Origin of the sequence: Streptomyces sp. NPDC094147, from assembly GCF_044764265.1 — a bacterium.
In the GTDB taxonomy this organism is placed as follows: Bacteria; Actinomycetota; Actinomycetes; order Streptomycetales; family Streptomycetaceae; genus Streptomyces.
The window spans coordinates 19,431-33,031 of record NZ_JBIWHT010000002.1; the positions used below are offsets into that span (position 1 = coordinate 19,431).

Consider the following 13,601-nt stretch of genomic DNA (forward strand, 5'->3'; position numbering starts at 1 on the left):
GTGTCCGTCCCGCTGACCGACAACGCCCGCGCCCTGCTCGACGGCAAGAACTTCGCCACGGTCGCCACGCAGGGCCCCGGCGGCGCGCCGCACGCCTCGGTGGTGTGGGTGAAGCGCGACGGCGACGCCATCGAGTTCTCGACCCTCGCGACCCGGCAGAAGGCCCGCAACATCGAGCGGGACCCGAGGGTCAGCGTCGCGCTCTTCGACCTCGCGAACCCGTACGTCTCCGTCGAGATCCGCGGCACCGCCGAACTGATCCCCGACGAGGCCAAGAAGCTCCCGCACGAGCTGTCCCACAAGTACCTCGGCATCGACCCGCCGGGGGAGAGTGACGACGAGCGGCGCCTGATCGTGCGGGTGACCCCGCGGAAGGTCATCGAGTTCGTGCCTGCGTCGAGCCGTCAGGACGACGAGGCGTAGACCCGTTCGTCCGGCAACAGGGCGCGGGCGGCGTCGAGTTCGCCGTCCCGTACGAGCGCGTGGACGCGGTGGGCGAGCGGGGTGACATCGCGGATCCCGACGATCCACTCGTCCGCGTACCGCCGCACCGCCTCCCCGGCGAGCCCGAGCTGCAACGACCGGTACGGCAGGGCCACCAGGCGCAGATCCCGCTCGGGATCCCACTGCACCCGGGCGGGCGCCCGCTTCAACTCCCGCTTCCAGTCTGCCTGTTCACCGTGCACCTCGGGTACGTGGTGCGAGAGGCAGGCGTGGTCGAGCGCCCAGTCGAACCCGTCCCGCCGGATCTCGACGGCGAGCACGGTCCGCTGCCCGTCCTTCAGGCCCCACCCCGAGCGGTACATCATCCACAGGAACGACGGCTTGACCCATGTCATCCGCTCCCGCTTCCAGGCCGCCGGGAACCGCCCGTCGCGGGCGGCGGGCAGCCCGATGGCGGGGTCGTACGCCTGGTAGACGGTGACCGTCGACTCGGTGTGCAGGGCGCGGATCTGCCGGCGGGGCGGGGTTGGACTGGTGCGGTCTTCCATGGGGGAAGCGTGACGCGGGCGGCCATGGCAGGGCCAGCGAATATCGCCCCGGTGGTCACAGCCCTTCGGGGGTGGGCCGGTGTTCGACGTACTCGATGACGGTGCCGTCCGGGTGCCGGGCGGTGAACCCGGAGCCCGTCGGTACCGGGTGCAGCGGGTCGAGGATCTCCGCACCCCGGGCGGTCAGCCGGGCCAGATGGTCCTCGGCCGAGTCGACCAGCAGGGTGCCGTCGGCGTCGAGGAACGGCGCGACGGCCTCGTCCGAACCCTCGATGAGCAGGAACCCGCCGACCGCGGCCAGCGCGATGCCCTTCGCCGGATAGGTGAACCACATGTCGCGCTCGATGCCGAGCACTTCCTCGTAGAAGACGGTGAGCTCCTCAAGGGTGCCGGGGCCGGTGAAGACGCGGACGAAGGCGCGGGGGGAGGCGAGGGCGGACGAGTCGTTGCTGCGCCGCCGCATGACGGGGGCGGGATGGGGGGTGGTGTCGTTGTCGGTCATGGGGCCAGCTTCCGCCGCCCAACGGGCCACTGCCAGAAGCCGGTTCATGCGGTGAGCAGGGGTCATAGGCTGAGTCATACGGTGGGGGGATGACGGTGACGGTGGTGGTAGAGGGCGCGGGCTCGGACTCGGCGAGGCGGCGGGCATGAGGGTGGAGGGCGAGGGTACGGGCGTCGCGGCGAGGCGGCGCGAACTCGGGGGCTTCCTCCGAGCCCACCGCGAACGCCTCGCCCCGGCCGAGCTCGGCCTGCCGGCCGGAGCGCGACGCCGCACCCCGGGCCTGCGCCGCGAGGAGGTCGCCGCGCTCTCCGGGGTGGGGGTGGCCTGGTACTCGTGGCTGGAACAGGGACGCGTCGAGACCTCCCGGCAGGTACTGGACGCGGTGAGCCGCACCCTGCGCCTGGACGCGACGGCCCGCGCACACGTCCTGACCCTGGCGGGCTTCGCGGCCCCGGAGGCGGAGGCCGCTCCGGTAAGCGCCAACACCCTTGCGCTGATGGACAGTTGGCCCGAGACCCCGGCCATCGCGCTGGACGCCGCGCTCTCCATCACGGCCTGGAACGAGGCGTACGCGGCGCTGTGGCCCGACCCGGCGGGCGTGGCGCCGGCGGACCGGAACCTGCTCCTCCTCCTGCTCACGGACCCAGCCCATCAGCGGCTGCTCCCCGACTGGCAACCGCTGGCCATGGACCTGTACCGCCACTTCCGCACCCGTGCGGACCGCCACCCCCACGACGCCCGGATCCGCGGCCTCACCGTCCGCCTGCGCGAGGCCCGCCCCGACCTCGCCGCCTGGTGGTCCTGCCGTTCGGTGGGCGACTTCACCTCCCGTACGGTCGAACTGGCCCCGGCGCCCGACGCGCCGAAGCTGCGCGCGACCCTGGCCCTCCTCTACCCGGCGGACAGCGGCGACCGGGGCGACGCGATCCTGGTCCAGCGCCTTGGCTGACCGGGCTCACCGCGGCCGGCCTCCGCGCTCGCGCCGGGCGGAATGAGGGTGCTGACGAATCCCCACGTCCGCGTCCGTGGCCGCCGACAGGTCACCCCGCCCCCGCGCCGCCCGCCGCCGCACCTCCAGCTCCGCACACACCGCACACCCCTTCACGGGCTGCGCCGGCGCATGCGGCAACGCCAGATGCACCGGGTCCCCCATCGTCGTCCTCGGATCACTCACGCCTACCGCCTTTCCGGCCGAATCGCCGCTTCCCAGCAATTCACCCCGAACCCGCCCCGCGGTACTCCGGCAACCCGGCGGACTCCCCCGAATGGCGCTCGACGCAACCAACCCGACCCCATTCGTCTGCCTTGGCAGGCACCCGGCATTGACCCGCGGGGCTTTGCCGCGCCCGCCTCGGGTCGCGACCGCGGACCATGCCCCCGGTCGGGGCCAGTCCCGCACCTCGCCGGATGCCGCACGTCGGCCGACCCGCGCAGCACCTGGGCCAGGTCCTCGACAAGACCGGCGTCGATCACGCCGACGTGTACCTGTGCCGCGCCCCGGTAGGGCGCCTGAGGGCGGACAGCACCCCACGCCGACTTCAGGGAACCCGAGCCTCTCCGACGCCTCCCTGAGCGCCCGGCAGACGTCATCGGCCCGCGTCCACGCATCACGCCACGTCTGCATCTCCATCAGGACAATGCCTCCACGCGCGCCGTCGAGACCGATCCGCCGGTGCGCAGTTCCACTGGATTTTCGAGTACGCGTACCTGACCGGCCCCGCCATGGTCACCGCACGCCTGCCGCCGCCCCCTCGGCCGTCACGAACTCGGCCCAGGGGGAGGCGATTTGGAGGAATCAGCCGTCGGCCTTGGCCACGCCGATCGGGCAGGACACCCCCGTCCCCCCGATCCCGCAGTACCCCGCCGGATTCTTGTCCAAGTACTGCTGGTGATACGGCTCCGCAGCGTAGAACGGCCGCCCCTCCGCAGGAAGCAGCTCCGTCGTGATCGTGCCGTAGCCCGAGCCCGTCAGGACCTTCTGGTAGGCCTCGCGGGAGGACTGGGCCGTGGTGGCCTGGGCAGGGGAGTGGGTGTAGATCGCCGAGCGGTACTGGGTGCCCACGTCGTTGCCCTGGCGGAAGCCCTGGGTCGGGTCGTGGGACTCCCAGAACACCTTCAGGAGCTGCTCGTACGAGACGAGCGCGGGGTCGTAGACCACCCGGACCGCCTCCGTGTGGCCGGTCAGGCCCGAGCAGACCTCCTCGTACGCGGGGTTCACCGTGCTCCCGCCCTGGTAGCCGACCAGCGTCGTCCAGACCCCCGGCGTCTGCCAGAACTTGCGCTCGGCCCCCCAGAAGCAGCCCATCCCGAAGTCCGCGACCTCCAGCCCCTCGGGGTACGGGCCGACGAGCGGGTTGCCCAGCACCGTGTGCCGGGAGGGAACGGTGAATTCGGGCTCCGGGCGGCCCTTGAGGGCCTGCTCGGGGGTGGGCAGCTCGGGCGTGCGGCGGCCGAAGATCATCGGGGGCTCCTCGGAAGAGTGGGTGCCTAGGGGGAACGTACGGCCGGCGCGGGAGATTCCAGCCCGGTGGCCCGGTGGCCCGGTGGCGGGAGGGAGCAACCGGACACGCCGCCCCGCGCCGGCTCGGCGCCCCCGCCCCTACCTCCGCAGCGTCGCCGGGCTCCCCCCGTTCGCCTCGTAGCCCGCCACCGCCAGCGCCCGGCACAGGGCGTAGCTCTCCGCCGGGTCCTCGCAGACCGTCCAGGGGAGGGCGCCCACGTAGCCGTCCAGGGCCACGAACTGGTCCATCGACTCCGCCCAGCGTTCGGCGCGGACCAGGAACAGGACCAGGAGGTGGCGGACGTGGGGCAGGACCGGGTCGTCGGGGCGGGCCTGGTGGGCCGCGTGCAGGGCGCCGTCCATGGCGCGGCCGACCACCGCCGTGCGGTAGAAGTCGCGCACGATGACGACCTCGGGGAGGTGCTCGTACACCGCGAAGAGGGGGAGCGCCGAGAGCAGCGAGCCGCGCGGCGCACGCGCGGCGGACGCCGTCGCGAACTCGTCGGCCTGCTCACGCGAGCCGTGCCACTTCTCGCAGTGGTAGTGCAGGGCCGCGAGATGCGCGCCCATGTGGTGCGGGGCGCGGTCCAGGACCTCGGCCCACAGGCGGTCGAACTCCGGGCGGGGGTAGGCGAGTCCGCGGGCGACCGCGAGTTCGGTGATGTACGGGACCGGGTCGTCCGGCGCCAGCTCCGCAGCCTCTGCGCACACCGCGCGGGCCTCCTCCAGGATGATGCGGAAGTCGTCCCGGTGCGCGGAGGAGGAGCGCCAGGCCTGCTGGACCAGGAACTCCGCGTGGACCTGCGCCGCCCCCGCGTCCTGCGGCGCCTCGGAACGCCAGGTGCGCAGCCACGCCCCGCCGACGCCGGGGCGCTGGGCCAGTTCCAGGGAGGCCGCGCCCGCGAAGGCCTGCACGCGCTGCCAGCGCCGCTCGCCCTCCTTGGGCGTCCCGGCGAGCAGCTGCGAGGCCGCCTTCCAGTCCTGCGTCGCCTGCACCACCGCGAGCACGTCGAGGAGGTCCTGGTCGGGTCCCGGCAGGCGTACGTCCAGCTCTTCCTGGCGTACGAAGCCGTAGGCCGCCGGGTCCGCGGCGTCCGGCGCACCGGGCCGGGCCAGCCGGATGCCGCCCTGGCGGCGGAACACGAACCGGCTGACGATCGCGATGAGCAGGCACAGCGCCAACAGGGTCCACAGAATCTCCATGACCACCAGCGAACCAGACGGCGGCCGGATATGACGAACCAGGCGAGCTTACGAACTAGGCTCTGGAGTCATGAGCCACACGCACGCAGACGACGCGGTCAAGAACTTCGAGACCATCGCGATCCATGCCGGGAACACCGCGGATCCGCTGACCGGTGCGGTCGTCCCCCCGATCTACCAGGTTTCCACCTACAAGCAGGACGGCGTCGGCGGCCTGCGCGGCGGCTACGAGTACAGCCGCAGCGCCAACCCGACCCGGACCGCCCTCGAAGAGAACCTGGCAGCCCTGGAAGGCGGCCGCCGCGGCCTCGCCTTCGCCTCCGGGCTCGCCGCCGAGGACTGCCTGCTGCGTACGCTGCTCACCCCCGGCGACCACGTGGTGATCCCGAACGACGCCTACGGCGGCACCTTCCGCCTGTTCGCGAAGGTCGTCTCCCGCTGGGGCGTCGAGTGGTCGGTCGCCGACACCTCCGACCCGGCCTCGGTGCGGGCCGCCGTCACCGACCGTACGAAGGTCATCTGGGTCGAGACGCCCTCCAACCCGCTGCTCGGCATCACCGACATCGCCGCCGTGGCCCAGGTCGCCTCCGACGCCGGCGCCCGGCTCGTCGTCGACAACACCTTCGCCAGCCCCTACCTCCAGCAGCCGCTCTCGCTCGGCGCGGACATCGTGGTGCACTCGCTGACCAAGTACATGGGCGGGCACTCCGACGTCGTGGGCGGCGCGCTCGTCACCAACTCCACCGAGATCGGCGAGGAGTTGGCCTATCACCAGAACGCGATGGGCGCCGTCGCCGGGCCCTTCGACTCGTGGCTGGTGCTGCGCGGCATCAAGACGCTGCCGGTGCGCATGGACCGGCACAGCGAGAACGCGGGCAAGGTCGCCGAGATGCTGACCCGGCACGCCAAGGTCACCCAGGTCCTCTACCCGGGGCTGCCCGGACACCCGGGCCACGACATCGCCGCCAAGCAGATGCGCGCTTTCGGCGGCATGGTCTCCTTCCGCGTCGAGGGCGGCGAGCAGGCGGCGGTCGAGGTCTGCAACCGCGCGAAGCTGTTCACGCTCGGCGAGTCCCTCGGCGGTGTCGAGTCGCTGATCGAGCACCCGGGCCGGATGACGCACGCCAGCGTCGTGGGCTCCGCCCTGGAGGTCCCGGCCGACCTGGTCCGGGTCTCGGTGGGCATCGAGAACGCGGACGACCTGCTCGCCGACCTTCAGCAGGCGCTGGGTTAACAGCGCGCCGGGCCACAGACCCTCCAGGGGTGGCGTCACCGTAGAAGGCGGCGCCACCCACGGCCGGGCCGTCGAGGCCCAGACCGCGAAGGCGATCACCGCCACCGCGAGCAGCAGCCACAGCGTGCGGCGCACGACGCGGCGCCGGTGCAGCATCCGCAGCCCCAACTCGGCCGCCCGGACGGCGAGTTCGACCGGTACGGCGGGATGCGGTCCGCTCTCCAGGAGCCGGCGGACCTCGGCGGTTTTGCGGTCGGGGGTGTTCACCGGGCGGCCTCCCGTCCGCCGGGCCCGTTCATGGGGCCACCCCGGGAGCCGTGACCGCGGGCGGGGCCGGCGGGGTGCTGCGCATCGTGGCGATCGCCCGGGTGCAGATCGCGCGCACCCGGTCCGCCGGAAGCCCGACCAGCGCCGCCGTCTGCTCCTCGGCGACTCCTTCGTGCAGGCGCAGTACGAGGATGAGCCGTTCCTGCGGGGTCAGCCGGGCCAGCAGCCCGCCCCTGGCCATTCGGAAGTGCCAGGCGGCGCGGGCGAAGCGGGCGGCGAGTTCCTGGCGGGTGCGGTCGTACGGGTCCTCGCCGTGCAGCCGGTGCCAGCGGGCGTACGTCTCGGCCAGGGCGGTGGTCAGCAGGCGCCGGGCGCGCGGATTGTCGCCGGGGGGTTCGGCGGTCAGCAGGGTGGCGGCGTGCAGCAGCCGGCCGCCCGCACCCGCCACGAATGCCTCGAACTCCCGGGTACGGCGGCGGTGTTGGTTGGAGCGCCGCTCGCGCATGAGCCTCATATGAGGGCAGGCGCGAGCCCGGGTCAAGAGGTCGGCGCGGCCGGCTCCTGTGCGGCCGACTGGCGGGCCGAGAGGGCGGAGTTGAAACGGGTCAGCAGGGTGCAGAACGACTCGCGTTCCTGCTCCGTCCAGCCGTCGGTGACCTGCGCCATCAGCTCGCGCCGCGAGGAGCGGACCTCTTCGAGGCGGGCCCGGCCGCGCGGGGACAGCTGGAGCACCACGGCCCGCCCGTCCTCGGGGTGCGAAGTGCGCCGGACCAGGCCCGTGTCGACGAGCGGAGCGACCTGGCGGGTCACGGTCGAGGAGTCGATCCCCATGCCCGCGGCGAGCGCCTTGACGCCCATCGGGCCTTCCAGGTCCAGCCGGTTGAGGAGCAGATACGCGGCCCGGTCCATCGAGTTGCGGACCTGGCCGATGCCGCCGAGCCGGGTCTGCTCGGCACGGCGGGCGAACACGGCCACCTGGTGCTGGAGGGCATCGAGGAGACCGGGATCAAGCGGGGGAGTCATGTCCTGAACTGGGGGCATGGCCGGGGCTCTCTCGTGCGGGTGTCGGTGTGGTGGGGGAAAGAGTACGCGGCCCGGCCGTCATACGTACCGGCGGTGCGCAAACCTGTGCACGAGTACCCGGCGGATCCGGATCTCCACGGCCGCAACGGCCGTGAGCTGCAAGACTTGATGTCATGACCTTCAGTACGTCAGGCCCCTTGCATCACCTCATCCTCGATGACATCCGCGGTGCGCAGAAGATGCTGTCGGGGGTGGCCCGCACCACCGCGATGGAAGGCTCCCGCCACCTTTCGTCGCTGGTGGGCGCCCCGGTCCACCTCAAGTGCGAGAACCTCCAGCGCACCGGCTCGTTCAAGCTGCGCGGCGCGTACGTGCGGATCTCCGGGCTGCGTCCCGAGGAGCGGGCGGCCGGGGTGGTCGCGGCGAGCGCGGGCAACCACGCGCAGGGCGTGGCGCTGGCCTCCTCGCTGCTCGGCGTGCACTCCACGGTGTTCATGCCGATGGGCGCCCCGCTGCCCAAGGTCGCCGCGACCCGGCACTACGGCGCGGAGGTGATCCTGCACGGCACGGTGGTCGACGAGACGCTGGCCGCGGCCGAGGCGTACGCGCGGGACACCGGCGCGGTGTTCATCCACCCCTTCGACCACCCGGACATCATCGCGGGGCAGGGCACGGTGGGTCTGGAGATCCTGGAGCAGTGCCCGGAGGTGCGCACCATCGTGGTCGGCATCGGTGGCGGCGGGCTCGCGGCCGGGATCGCGGTCGCGGTGAAGGCGGTGCGGCCGGACGTCAGGATCGTCGGGGTGCAGGCGGCGGCCGCCGCGGCCTATCCGCCCTCGCTGGCCGCAGGCCATCCGGTCGCGATCGACCCGGCCCCGACAATGGCCGACGGCATCAAGGTGGGGCGGCCCGGAGACATACCGTTCGCGCTGGTCAGCGAGCTGGTCGACGAAGTTCGTACGGTTTCGGAGGACGCCCTATCCAGTGCGCTGCTGCTCTGCCTGGAGCGGGCCAAGCTGGTGGTGGAGCCCGCCGGGGCGAGCCCGGTGGCGGCGATCCTGAGCGAGCCCGAGTCGTTCCGGGGGCCGGTGGTCGCGGTGCTTTCGGGCGGCAACGTCGACCCGCTCCTGCTCCAGCGCATCCTGCGGCACGGCATGTCGGCGGCGGGCCGCTACCTGTCGCTGCGGCTGCGCCTGACGGACCGGCCGGGGGCGCTGGCCTCGCTGCTCGGGGAATTGTCAGTGCTGGATGCCAATGTTCTCGACGTGAGTCACGTACGGACCGACCCGCGGCTCGGACTCACGGAAGTGGAGGTGGAGTTGCACCTGGAGACGAAGGGCCCGGAGCACTGCGCCGAGGTGGCGTCGGCGCTGCGGGAGGCGGGCTACACCGTCATGAGCTGAGCGGGCATCCGCGACCGGGCGACGAGCGAGGGGGTGCGGCGAGGAAGGTCGTGCCGGACGGCTGACAGGACGCGATGTATCGCGTTATGGTGTGGCTGCGTACAACGACTCCACCGGGCACCGCGTGCCCGGAAATCTAGGATTTGTCCAGGAAGTTCCAGGAAGTCAGATCCAACACTGGGGGTACCCACATGCCAGGCGCCATCTACGCCGAAGGCCTGGTGAAGACGTTCGGCGATGTCACGGCTCTGGACGGCGTTGACCTCGATGTCCCTGAGGGCACTGTCCTCGGCCTGCTCGGCCCCAACGGCGCCGGCAAGACCACCACCGTGCGCGTCCTGACCACCCTGCTCCAGCCCGACCGCGGCAAGGCGGTCGTCGCGGGCATCGACGTCCTCAAGCATCCCAACGAAGTCCGCCGCTCCATCGGCCTGTCCGGCCAGTTCGCGGCCGTCGACGAATACCTCACCGGCCGCGAGAACCTGCACATGGTCGGCAAGCTCTACCAGATGAACGGCAAGGCCGCGAAGGTCCGGGCGGGCGAACTGCTCGACCGCTTCAACCTGGCGGACGCCGCCGACCGGCCCGCCAAGACGTACTCCGGCGGCATGCGCCGCCGCCTCGACCTCGCGGCCGCCCTCGTGGTCTCGCCGCCCGTCATGTTCATGGACGAGCCGACCACCGGCCTCGACCCGCGCAACCGGCAGCAACTGTGGGAAGTCATCCAGGAGTTGGTGGCCGGCGGCACCACTCTGCTGCTGACCACCCAGTACTTGGAAGAGGCCGACCGGCTCGCCCACGACATCTGCGTCGTGGACCACGGCAAGGTCATCGCCCGCGGCAGTTCCGACCAGCTCAAGGCCCGTACCGGCGGCGAGCGCGTCGAGGTCGTCGTCCACCAGAGCGACCAGATAGCGCCGGCCCGGGACGTGCTCGCGGGCTTCGGCAAGGGCGAGGTGAAGATCGAGGAGCACACCCGCCGCCTCATCGTCCCGGTCACCGGCGGCGCCAAGCTGCTCGCCGAGGTCATCCGCGAACTCGACACCAGGGGCGTCGAGATCGACGACATCGGCCTGCGCCGCCCGACCCTGGACGACGTCTTCATCTCGCTGACCGGCCATGCGGCCGAGACCGGCAAGGAGGGCGACGACGAGGGCACCGACACCCACGACAAGAAGTCCCGGGGCCGCAAGGAGGCCGCCAAGTGAGCGCCATCACCGACGCCATGCCCGCTCCCCGCGCCGGTGGCGGCATCGGCAGGTCCGTCAGGGACTCGCTCGTCGTCGCCCAGCGCAACCTGATCCGGATGACCCGCATCCCGGAGATGATCATCTTCGGGATGATCCAGCCGATCATGTTCGTCGTGCTGTTCAGCTACGTCTTCGGCGGTTCGGTCAACATCGGCGGCACCACCGACGCCGGGGCCTACCGCGAGTTCCTGATGGCCGGCATCTTCGCGCAGACCGTCACCTTCGCGACCGCGGGTGCCGGCGCCGGCATCGCCGACGACATGCACAAGGGCCTCATCGACCGCTTCCGCTCGCTGCCCATGACCCGCGGCGCGGTCCTCACCGGCCGCACGCTCGCCGACCTCGTGCAGACCACCCTGACCGTCGTCGTCCTCGCGATCGTCGCGCTCCTGGTGGGCTGGCGCATCCACAACGGCCTGCCCAGGATGCTCGGCGCCTTCGCGCTGCTGCTCCTGCTCGGGTACGCGTTCTCCTGGATCGGCGCACTGATCGGCCTCTCGGTCCGCACCCCCGAGGCGGCCACCTCGGGCGGACTGATCTGGCTGTTCCCGGTCACCTTCGTCTCGAACGCGTTCGTGAACACCTCGGGCATGACGCCGTGGCTGCGGCACATCGCCGAGTGGAACCCGTTCAGCGCCACCGTCCAGGCCTGCCGCACGCTGTTCGGCAACCCGGGCGTGGTCGACTCCGGCGCCTGGCCGATGCAGCACCCGGTGTGGGCCTCGCTGCTCTGGTCGGTCCTGATCATCGTGGTCTTCCGCACCCTGGCGGTCCGCAAGTACCGCTCGGCGACCGCCTGATCCCGCACAGCACGCAGCCCCCGGCCGCTCGGAGCGACCGGGGGCTGCACCGCGTACGGCGAAAGGAATCAGCCGGTGAACGGGGTGGCCGCGAGGATCTTCACCGAGGCCTTCTTGCCGTTGGGCAGCTCGTACTCGGCGTCCTCGCCGACCTTCTTGCCGTTCACGCCGGAGCCGAGCGGCGACTGCGGCGAGTACGTCTCGATCTCCGTCGAGGCGTACTCCCGCGAGGCCATCAGGAACTGCAGGGTGTCGTCCTCGTCGCCGTCGAAGGCGATCGTGACGAGCATGCCGGGAGCCACCACACCGTCCGCGGCGGGGGCCTCGCCGACCTTGGCGTGCTCCAGGAGCTGGGTCAGCTGGCGCACCCGGAGCTCCATCTTGCCCTGCTCCTCCTTGGCCGCGTGGTACCCGCCGTTCTCCCGGAGGTCACCCTCCTCACGGGCCGCCGCGATCTTTACGGCGATCTCCGTGCGCGCGGGACCAGACAGGTACTCCAGCTCGGCCTTGAGCTGGTTGTACGCCTCCTGGGTCAGCCAGGTGACGTTGTCGCTGGTCTGGGTCACAGGTGCTCCTCGTCGGTACTGGGAATACAAAGCATCGCCCTACCCAGAAGCATGTGCCTGGTCGGATGGGCGAAACCACGAGCCTAACAATTTCGGCGCCATAGGGGGAGGACATAAACCGCTAGAACTGCGTCAATGCAGGTCAGCGGGTGTGCGTCGTCAACCTTGATCAGCGGCTTGAGCGGTACGGGGCCCGATCCGGGCTCAATCGGACTGGCAGCTGACCACATCGGCGGTGGTCGCGCGCGAGATCGTGGTGATCGTGACCACCTTGTCGACCTGCTTGACCGGCTCGTCGAACCGGAAGTCCGCCCGGCCCACGTCGTCGCCGCTCTTGCGCTGGGCGCGCAGGGTGCAGGTGCCCTTGGCGTCCTTGTCCTTGACGACTTCCAGGTGCACCTCGATCGCGGTGTCCGAGACGGCCTTGAACTTGATGACCTGTGCGGAGAGTGTCTGGCCCGCCACGTAGTCGTAACCGATCCAGCCGACCACGCCGAGCAGCACGACGCCGAGCACCGAGCCGAAGATCTTCAGCTTGCGGTCCGCGCGCTCGTCCGCCGAGCGGCCGTAGCGCCCCTGGGGGGGCTGCTCGCGAACAGCGGCCATGATCGTCCTCCTGCTGGTGGGGCCCGCCGGAATTTTCCGTCCCCCGATTCGGTCACTATAGAAGCCGCACATTGCGCCGATCACAGAGGGCGCCGAATTCACTTACTGAGTCACTGAGGATCGAGTCTTGACTGAGCAGCTGCGACTGATGGCCGTCCACGCCCACCCCGACGACGAGTCGAGCAAGGGCGCGGCCACCATGGCGAAGTATGTGTCCGAGGGGGTGGACGTGCTGGTCGTGACCTGCACGGGAGGCGAGCGCGGCTCCATCCTCAACCCCAAGCTCCAGGGCGACAAGTACATCGAGGAGCACATCCACGAGGTCCGCAAGCGAGAGATGGACGAGGCCCGCGAGATCCTCGGTGTCAGCCAGGAATGGCTCGGCTTCGTCGACTCCGGGCTGCCCGAGGGCGACCCGCTGCCGCCGCTGCCCGAGGGCTGCTTCGCCCTGGAGGACGTGGACGTCGCGGCCGGCCGCCTGGTGCGGTCCATCCGCGCGTTCCGCCCGCAGGTCATCACGACGTACGACGAGAACGGCGGCTACCCGCACCCCGACCACATCATGACCCACAAGATCTCGATGGTGGCCTTCGAGGGCGCGGGGGACGCGGAGAAGTTCCCCGAGGACGAGTTCGGGCCCGTCTACCAGCCGCAGAAGCTCTACTACAACCAGGGCTTCAACAAGCCGCGCACGGTCGCCCTGCACGAGGCGCTGCTCGCCCGCGGCATGGACTCCCCGTACGGCGAGTGGCTGGAGCGCTGGAAGGAGTTCGAGCGCGCCGAACGCACGCTGACCACGCACGTTCCGTGCGCGGAGTTCTTCGAGATCCGCGACAAGGCGCTCATCGCGCACGCCACCCAGATCGACCCCGACGGCGGCTGGTTCCGGGTGCCGCTCGACCTCCAGAAGGAGGTCTGGCCGACCGAGGAGTACGAGCTGGCGAAGTCCCTCGTGGACACTTCCCTCCCCGAGGACGACCTCTTCGCGGGCGTACGCGACAATGCCTGATATGAGCGCAAGCCTGGCACTGACGCATCTAGTCCCTCTGGCCCAAGAGGTCGACAACAACAAGGTGACGCCCGGCGTCCTCGGCTTCATCGTCTTCGCGGCCCTCGCGCTGGGCGTGTGGAGGCTGATGAAGTCGATGAACCGCCACATGGGCAAGGTCGACTTCGAGGAGACCCCGGAGTCGGAGCCCGGCTCCGGCGCGGCCAAGGGCGCACCCAAGAGCGCCTAGCGCACGGCTCGCCCCGC

The 13,601-nt window shown here is 71.1% G+C and carries 16 protein-coding genes; 8 read left to right on the top strand and 8 right to left on the bottom strand.

The features are described from left to right. The gene (locus ACIQ8J_RS05495) at positions 1-423 is read left to right on the top strand and encodes a PPOX class F420-dependent oxidoreductase (RefSeq protein ID WP_403267692.1); all 423 of its coding nucleotides are present in this window, start codon (positions 1-3) and stop codon (positions 421-423) included. Here ACIQ8J_RS05495 and ACIQ8J_RS05500 read toward each other — a convergent pair. Beyond that, the gene (locus ACIQ8J_RS05500) at positions 405-992 is read right to left on the bottom strand and encodes a DUF4291 domain-containing protein (protein ID WP_403267689.1); all 588 of its coding nucleotides are present in this window, start codon (positions 990-992) and stop codon (positions 405-407) included. The two genes, ACIQ8J_RS05495 and ACIQ8J_RS05500, sit on opposite strands and share 19 nt — an antisense overlap. Positions 993-1,047: 55 nt before the next feature. Then, positions 1,048-1,494, bottom strand: coding sequence for a VOC family protein (locus ACIQ8J_RS05505; RefSeq protein ID WP_403267687.1), 447 nt, complete (start codon positions 1,492-1,494; stop codon positions 1,048-1,050). Between the two features lie 145 nt (positions 1,495-1,639). Here ACIQ8J_RS05505 and ACIQ8J_RS05510 point away from each other — a divergent pair, with 145 nt between their 5' ends. Next, entirely contained in the window at positions 1,640-2,443 is an 804-nt protein-coding gene (locus tag ACIQ8J_RS05510; RefSeq protein WP_403267684.1) for a helix-turn-helix domain-containing protein, read from the top strand. A gap of 846 nt (positions 2,444-3,289) precedes the next feature. Here ACIQ8J_RS05510 and msrA read toward each other — a convergent pair. Both msrA and ACIQ8J_RS05520 read right to left on the bottom strand, forming a co-directional pair. Further along, complete coding sequence (gene msrA / locus ACIQ8J_RS05515) at positions 3,290-3,955, bottom strand: peptide-methionine (S)-S-oxide reductase MsrA (RefSeq protein WP_403267681.1); 666 nt, start codon at positions 3,953-3,955, stop codon at positions 3,290-3,292. Positions 3,956-4,093: 138 nt separating this feature from the next. Then, the gene (locus ACIQ8J_RS05520) at positions 4,094-5,197 is read right to left on the bottom strand and encodes a hypothetical protein (RefSeq protein ID WP_403267678.1); all 1,104 of its coding nucleotides are present in this window, start codon (positions 5,195-5,197) and stop codon (positions 4,094-4,096) included. Between the two features lie 70 nt (positions 5,198-5,267). On the opposite strand from ACIQ8J_RS05520, the gene ACIQ8J_RS05525 reads away from it, so the two are divergent. Then, positions 5,268-6,431, top strand: a complete 1,164-nt coding sequence (locus ACIQ8J_RS05525) for a cystathionine gamma-synthase (RefSeq protein ID WP_403267676.1) — start codon at positions 5,268-5,270, stop codon at positions 6,429-6,431. A gap of 295 nt (positions 6,432-6,726) precedes the next feature. On the opposite strand, the gene ACIQ8J_RS05530 is transcribed toward ACIQ8J_RS05525, so the two are convergent. Together ACIQ8J_RS05530 and ACIQ8J_RS05535 are read right to left on the bottom strand one after the other, a co-directional pair. Further along, on the bottom strand, positions 6,727-7,203 hold the full coding sequence (locus ACIQ8J_RS05530) for a sigma factor-like helix-turn-helix DNA-binding protein (RefSeq protein ID WP_403267673.1): 477 nt from the start codon (positions 7,201-7,203) through the stop codon (positions 6,727-6,729). Positions 7,204-7,235: 32 nt separating this feature from the next. Beyond that, entirely contained in the window at positions 7,236-7,739 is a 504-nt protein-coding gene (locus ACIQ8J_RS05535; protein WP_403267670.1) for a MarR family winged helix-turn-helix transcriptional regulator, read from the bottom strand. A gap of 155 nt (positions 7,740-7,894) precedes the next feature. Between ACIQ8J_RS05535 and ilvA the strand changes: the two genes are divergently transcribed. From ilvA to ACIQ8J_RS05550, 3 genes are all read left to right on the top strand, one after another. Continuing rightward, complete coding sequence (gene ilvA, locus ACIQ8J_RS05540; protein ID WP_403267667.1) at positions 7,895-9,124, top strand: threonine ammonia-lyase; 1,230 nt, start codon at positions 7,895-7,897, stop codon at positions 9,122-9,124. A gap of 191 nt (positions 9,125-9,315) precedes the next feature. Next, complete coding sequence (locus ACIQ8J_RS05545) at positions 9,316-10,332, top strand: ATP-binding cassette domain-containing protein (protein ID WP_403267664.1); 1,017 nt, start codon at positions 9,316-9,318, stop codon at positions 10,330-10,332. A 17-nt stretch (positions 10,333-10,349) separates the two neighbouring features. Next, positions 10,350-11,174, top strand: a complete 825-nt coding sequence (locus ACIQ8J_RS05550) for an ABC transporter permease (RefSeq protein ID WP_403267790.1) — start codon at positions 10,350-10,352, stop codon at positions 11,172-11,174. Positions 11,175-11,242: 68 nt separating this feature from the next. Here ACIQ8J_RS05550 and greA read toward each other — a convergent pair whose 3' ends face one another. Further along, positions 11,243-11,740: a transcription elongation factor GreA gene (greA, locus tag ACIQ8J_RS05555; RefSeq protein ID WP_403267662.1), complete on the bottom strand. Its 498-nt coding sequence runs from the start codon at positions 11,738-11,740 to the stop codon at positions 11,243-11,245. Positions 11,741-11,944: 204 nt separating this feature from the next. Further along, positions 11,945-12,346 (bottom strand): DUF4307 domain-containing protein, encoded by a 402-nt coding sequence (locus ACIQ8J_RS05560; protein ID WP_403267659.1) that lies wholly within the window; start codon positions 12,344-12,346, stop codon positions 11,945-11,947. A gap of 127 nt (positions 12,347-12,473) precedes the next feature. On the opposite strand from ACIQ8J_RS05560, the gene mca reads away from it, so the two are divergent. Beyond that, positions 12,474-13,355, top strand: a complete 882-nt coding sequence (gene mca, locus ACIQ8J_RS05565) for a mycothiol conjugate amidase Mca (protein WP_403267656.1) — start codon at positions 12,474-12,476, stop codon at positions 13,353-13,355. Next, the gene (locus tag ACIQ8J_RS05570) at positions 13,348-13,584 is read left to right on the top strand and encodes a hypothetical protein (RefSeq protein WP_403267654.1); all 237 of its coding nucleotides are present in this window, start codon (positions 13,348-13,350) and stop codon (positions 13,582-13,584) included. The genes mca and ACIQ8J_RS05570 overlap by 8 nt, the downstream gene beginning before the upstream one ends. Positions 13,585-13,601 lie beyond the last annotated feature (17 nt).

What these genes read in the sequence shown, in the direction of transcription:
- ACIQ8J_RS05500 (WP_403267689.1), bottom strand. Translation starts at nt 992, where the DNA reads ATGGAAGACCGCACCAGTCCAACCCCGCCCCGCCGGCAGATCCGCGCC.
- ACIQ8J_RS05505 (WP_403267687.1), bottom strand. Translation starts at nt 1,494, where the DNA reads ATGACCGACAACGACACCACCCCCCATCCCGCCCCCGTCATGCGGCGG.
- ACIQ8J_RS05510 (WP_403267684.1), top strand. Translation starts at nt 1,640, where the DNA reads ATGAGGGTGGAGGGCGAGGGTACGGGCGTCGCGGCGAGGCGGCGCGAA.
- msrA (WP_403267681.1), bottom strand. Translation starts at nt 3,955, where the DNA reads ATGATCTTCGGCCGCCGCACGCCCGAGCTGCCCACCCCCGAGCAGGCC.
- ACIQ8J_RS05520 (WP_403267678.1), bottom strand. Translation starts at nt 5,197, where the DNA reads ATGGAGATTCTGTGGACCCTGTTGGCGCTGTGCCTGCTCATCGCGATC.
- ACIQ8J_RS05525 (WP_403267676.1), top strand. Translation starts at nt 5,268, where the DNA reads ATGAGCCACACGCACGCAGACGACGCGGTCAAGAACTTCGAGACCATC.
- ACIQ8J_RS05530 (WP_403267673.1), bottom strand. Translation starts at nt 7,203, where the DNA reads ATGCGCGAGCGGCGCTCCAACCAACACCGCCGCCGTACCCGGGAGTTC.
- ACIQ8J_RS05535 (WP_403267670.1), bottom strand. Translation starts at nt 7,739, where the DNA reads ATGCCCCCAGTTCAGGACATGACTCCCCCGCTTGATCCCGGTCTCCTC.
- ilvA (WP_403267667.1), top strand. Translation starts at nt 7,895, where the DNA reads ATGACCTTCAGTACGTCAGGCCCCTTGCATCACCTCATCCTCGATGAC.
- ACIQ8J_RS05545 (WP_403267664.1), top strand. Translation starts at nt 9,316, where the DNA reads ATGCCAGGCGCCATCTACGCCGAAGGCCTGGTGAAGACGTTCGGCGAT.
- ACIQ8J_RS05550 (WP_403267790.1), top strand. Translation starts at nt 10,350, where the DNA reads ATGCCCGCTCCCCGCGCCGGTGGCGGCATCGGCAGGTCCGTCAGGGAC.
- ACIQ8J_RS05560 (WP_403267659.1), bottom strand. Translation starts at nt 12,346, where the DNA reads ATGGCCGCTGTTCGCGAGCAGCCCCCCCAGGGGCGCTACGGCCGCTCG.
- ACIQ8J_RS05570 (WP_403267654.1), top strand. Translation starts at nt 13,348, where the DNA reads ATGCCTGATATGAGCGCAAGCCTGGCACTGACGCATCTAGTCCCTCTG.